Below are 4,588 nucleotides of genomic sequence, written 5' to 3'. Positions count from 1 at the left end.
CGACGTACTCCATGACGATGTACCCGTCCAGCGAACCCGTGCGCTGGTCGAGGTGCTCGACGAAGTTGTAGATCCGGACGATGTTGGAGTGCTCGATCTCGGCGAGGAAGCGGCGCTCGGAGATCGCGGCGGCCATCGCGTCCTGGTCCCCGGTGTCGAGGAGGCCCTTCAGCACGACCCAGCGGTCCGACACCGCCCGGTCTATCGCCAGATAGATCCAGCCCAGACCGCCGTGCGCGAGACAGCCCACGACCTCGTACTGGCCGCGCACGATGTCACCGGCGTGCAGCTTCGGCACGAACGAGTACGGGTGGCCGCACTTGGTGCAGAAGCCCTCCGTGCGGCCCGGCCGGTCACCGCGCGCCCGCCCCACCGGCGCCCCGCAGTCCGAGCGCGAACAGAACCGCTTGCGCTCGGGCACCTCGGCGGTCTCCAGGACCATCGAGCGGGGATCCGGGCGCGGCACCTCCGGCACCTGCACGAGACCGACGCCGAGCCGGGCCCGCCCCGACGAACTCGCGGTCTTCCCGGAGCTGCGCACCGACACCGAACGGCCCGTCGACGTGCCCGACAGGGCGCGTGAGAGGCGGCCCGAGACCGACCGCCGCGACTGCGCCGAGCGCGCGGACGACCGCGAGGACCGCGAACTGGAACCCGAGCCGCGCGAGCCCCGCCCCCCGGTGATGCCGGTCGGCGGGGAGGAGACCATACCGCCGGCCGAGACGACCGGCGCCAGACCGCAGGTGTCGCAGTACAGCTCACCGCCGCCCACGTCCTCGTACGACCCCGAGCAACCGGGCCGCTGGCACGACTGCTGCTGACCCTGTCCGTCCGGCTGACTCACGATTCCTCCCCTCCCCGGTCCTGCGGCTCCTGTCGGCCGGGCACGGGCGTGCCCAGCAGTTCCGCCACCGCGTGCTGATAGCGCAGCACCGCCTGCTCGGCGACGCGCAGATCGCAGGGCGCGCTCCACAGCATGCGGCGCGCCACGTCGTACCGCTCCACCAGCAGCGAGTCCTCCGCCAGGCCGTGCCGGGCGACCTTCGCCTTGTACGCGTCGAGCCGGCCGCGCAGTTCGGCGCGGACCGCCAGCGGCGCGGTCACCGCGGTCAACGACTCGCGGGCCCGCAGCAGTTCGTCGTCCGCCTTCTGCTCCAGGGACTCCAGGAGCGGGGACAGTCGGTGCCACTGCCCGTGTCTGCGGTACTCGGCCGCCAGCGCCAACTGCTCCTGGAGCACGGTCGGCGGACCGCTCACCACGGGCACCTCGGTCGCGGCGATCTTCGCCAGCACCTCACCGCGGGCGCTGCGCGCCTCGGCGAGGGTACGGTCCGCGCGGCTCAGCACGTCCCGCAGCTTCACCAGCCGCGCCTCCGCGTCCTGGCGGACCGTCAGCACGGCCTCGATCTCCCGCCGCACGTCGTCCAGGGCGCGCGCCTCACGGTCGTACGTCGAGATGTCGGGGCGGCCGCCGCCGGGGGCCGAACTGCCCGGTGCGGGCACCCAGTAGGCGAGCGGGTCGGAGATGACCTCCTCGCGGAGCCTGGTCAGGGTGCGGGTGATCCGCTCCAGGTCGTCGCCCGCCGGGTGTTCCCCGGGGCGTACGCCCACGGAGTGCGCGAGCTGTCGGGTGCGCTGGAGCTCCGCGGCCAGTAAATCGATCCGGGCGGGCAGCGCGGACCACACCGCGTCGGCGGCGACGACCATGTCCAGCGACGCCGCGTACAGGTCGTTCATCCGGTCCACCAGCGTGGACAGGGAGAACTGCTCGCTGAGCCGGCCTGCGCCCGGGAGCGTCGGCGCGTTCGCCATGGCGGTGGCGGAGCCCGCGACGGTGACGGCCTCGCCCCGCAGCAGTTCGGTCAGCTCCACCAGGTCCTCACGGCTGGACCAGCGGCGGCGCGAACGGATCTCACGGGCGCTGCGCAGCGCGTCGGAGTAGGCGTCGAAGTACGCCCACAGCAGGGTGATCGACGCCTCCGTGGACTCCCAGCGCTCCTTGGTGACGCCGGTCAGCTCGGCGCCTTCCAGCAGTCTGCGGCCCGCGTGGTCCTGGAGGGCGAGCAGGGAGGTCTCGATGGCCTCGTGCTCCGCGCCGAGCCGTGCCAGCGCACGGTCCACCTCGTCCCGGTCCATCACCGGCCCGGTGGATCCCGCGACGCCCATCGATCACCTCTCGCTCTGTCGGTGCCGGTCAACTTGCCTTGTCAGTCCCGGTACTTCTGGTCGGTCGGCGGCCGGGACCCTGCGGAGTCGTCGCCGAGGGTCGCGGACAGCCAGTCGTCGTACGACTTCTGCCAGCCGTCCTTGAGGTAGTCCTCCAGGACCTGGTTGACCCGGCGTACCAGATCTTCCGCATCGCGATTCATCGCCACGCCGTAGTACTCGGTGGTGAACGGCGCGCCCACCAGCTTGACCGTGGGGTCCTGCGCCGCCTGGCTCGCGGCGAGCGCCCCGTCGGTGACCACCGCGTCCACCTCGCCGAGCTGGAGCCGCACCAGGCAGTCGAGTTGGTTGGGCGGGTTGACGGAGGTGATGTCGGCGGAGGCGACGAGCTTGCCGGACTTCTGATCGGCTTCCAGGGTGTCCCGCGCGGTGGAACCGCTGGCCGAGCAGATCTTCTTGCCCGCCAGCGTCTTGTCGTAGCCCTTGATGGTCGAGGACTTGGGGGCGAGGACCTGCTGGCCGGTCTTGAAGTACGGCTGGGAGAAGGCGACCTCGTCCATTCGCTTGCAGCTGATCGTCATGGTGCGGACCACCATGTCGACCTGCCCGTCCTGGATCGCCTTGATGCGCTGGTTGGTGGGGATCGCGCGGAAGCGCACCTTCGTCGGGTCGTCGAGGATCTCCTCGGCGATGCGGTGCGCGATGTCGATGTCGAAGCCCTCCAACTCCGCCTTGCCATCAGTGTTGTTGGGGTCGCGATAGCCCCAGCGGTAGCTGTTCTGGTCGACGCCGATGGTGATGAAGCCGTTGTCCTTGATCTTCTTGATCGTGGTACCGGACTCGTTCGACGAGGGCCTGAGGCTGCGGTCCTGCGGGTCGTTCCTGGTCTCGCAGTCGTCCGCCCGGGCCTGTTCGCCGTGGGCGACGCCCTGCCCGCCGGTGCCGGCCGGGCCGCCGCGAGTCCCGCTCAGTGGCAGCACCAGGGCGAAGATCACGGTCAGGGCGCAGACGACCGCCATCGCGCCCACGCCGCCCCAGCCCCTGAGGCCTGCCCGCAGGCGTCGTACCGCTTGCATCGCCCCTCCTTCCACCGTGTCGCCTCCCGTCGGCCTCATCGGTACTCCGAGAGCCTGCGCCCGATGCCCAGCACCGCGCCCGCCGCGGCGAGCACGGCCAGCACGGCAGCGCCGACGGGCAGCCCGGTCATCGCGTCCAGACCTCCCCTGGCAGCCTGCTCGAACTCCCTCTTCTCATGCCCGAGCGCCGTGTTCAGGTTCTCGTCGACCTTGTCGAAGCACTCACCCGTCGGCTTGTCGCCCGCCCGACAGTCGGGCGTCGCCCTGCCGCCGATCACCTGGTCGAGGGCGCACTGGTACTTGCCCTCCTCGTCGGCCGTACGGGCGCTGCGGTGCCGGTCCTGCCACGCCTCCATGTTGGCGAGGGCGGCCTTCACGGGCTGCGCGCCCTTGTCGTCGTCGGCGAGCTTCCCGGCGGTGGCCAGCTGCGAGGCGAGTGCCTTCATCTCCTGGCCGAACCTGTGGTCGAACTTGTCGACGGAGACGTCCTTCTTGATCTCCAGGGTCTCCGCGCCCCGGCTGATCAGCGTCAGGTTCTCGTTACCACGTGCCTTCAGGGAGGCGATACGGGCGTCGTTCAGCACGGTCAGGGACCGTACGCCGTGGTCGTAGGAGTCGTTGAGCCCGGAGCGGGCGAGGGTGTGGCCGGCGACCAGCCACAGCAGGACGACGGTGGAGGCGGCCGTCGCCGCGACCAGGCCGTGGTTCAACACCCGGTTGGTGTGGAGGTAGTTGCGGCGCTGGGCCCAGACGAGGGCGCCGAGGGCGACGACGCCGAGGGCGATCGCGGCCCACGGGTAGGACGTCGCGTCGGAGTAGTCGTCGCGCAGCCGCCTGTTCTCGTTGTCGTAGATCTTCTGGGCCTTCGGCAGCATCTGGTCCTGCATGATGCTGTTGGCGTACCGCAGATACGCGCCGCCCAGCGGGTAGCCCAGCCGGTTGTTGGCGCGGGCCCGTTCGATCAGGCCCTTGTACTTCGGCAGCAGGGCGTTCAGTTCGGCGACGCGCTTCTCGGACTGGGAGCCGGGCTCCGAGGCAGCGGCGGCGGTGGCGAGACCGTCGGCGGCCTCCCCGATCTCGCGCTCGTATCTCGCACGGGACTCCGGCGTCTCCTGACCGCCGGCGAGGAAGCCGCTGGAGGCCGCCGTGTTGGCGTCGGCGAGGGAGCTGTAGACGCCGGCCGCGGCGGAGCTGAGGGGCTGGCTGCTCGTCAGGACGTCGTCGGCGGCCGTCGCGCGGTCGTTCATCTGCCAGGCGGTGACGGAACCGAACGCGACGACCGAGCCCGGCCGGCTGCGCATCATCGGCGCCGTGCTCGCCCTGCTGGTCGTCGCGTTCGGTTCCGT

At 71.1% G+C, this 4,588-nt stretch carries 4 protein-coding genes; all 4 read right to left on the bottom strand.

Translation table 11 applies throughout. The features are described from left to right. Positions 1-844: serine/threonine protein kinase (locus tag AOK23_RS46205; RefSeq protein WP_276205800.1), on the bottom strand; the 844-nt coding region annotated here is incomplete at its 3' end. After that, positions 841-2,166, bottom strand: a complete 1,326-nt coding sequence (locus AOK23_RS39585; protein WP_055717277.1) for a hypothetical protein — start codon at positions 2,164-2,166, stop codon at positions 841-843. The genes AOK23_RS46205 and AOK23_RS39585, both read right to left, overlap by 4 nt. A gap of 41 nt (positions 2,167-2,207) precedes the next feature. Beyond that, complete coding sequence (locus AOK23_RS39580) at positions 2,208-3,242, bottom strand: glutamate ABC transporter substrate-binding protein (RefSeq protein WP_240496768.1); 1,035 nt, start codon at positions 3,240-3,242, stop codon at positions 2,208-2,210. 35 nt (positions 3,243-3,277) lie between these two features. After that, positions 3,278-4,546, bottom strand: coding sequence for a hypothetical protein (locus AOK23_RS39575; protein ID WP_240496769.1), 1,269 nt, complete (start codon positions 4,544-4,546; stop codon positions 3,278-3,280). Positions 4,547-4,588: the final 42 nt, after the last annotated feature.

Origin of the sequence: Streptomyces torulosus (assembly GCF_001419765.1) — a bacterium.
Taxonomy (GTDB): domain Bacteria; phylum Actinomycetota; class Actinomycetes; order Streptomycetales; family Streptomycetaceae; genus Streptomyces; species Streptomyces torulosus.
This window is presented reverse-complemented; position numbering and strand designations above follow the sequence as displayed.

Bases quoted from the DNA above. Each gene is read 5' to 3' on its own strand.
- AOK23_RS39585 (WP_055717277.1), bottom strand. From the start codon at position 2,166: ATGGGCGTCGCGGGATCCACCGGGCCGGTGATGGACCGGGACGAGGTG.
- AOK23_RS39580 (WP_240496768.1), bottom strand. From the start codon at position 3,242: ATGCAAGCGGTACGACGCCTGCGGGCAGGCCTCAGGGGCTGGGGCGGC.
- AOK23_RS39575 (WP_240496769.1), bottom strand. From the start codon at position 4,546: ATGATGCGCAGCCGGCCGGGCTCGGTCGTCGCGTTCGGTTCCGTCACC.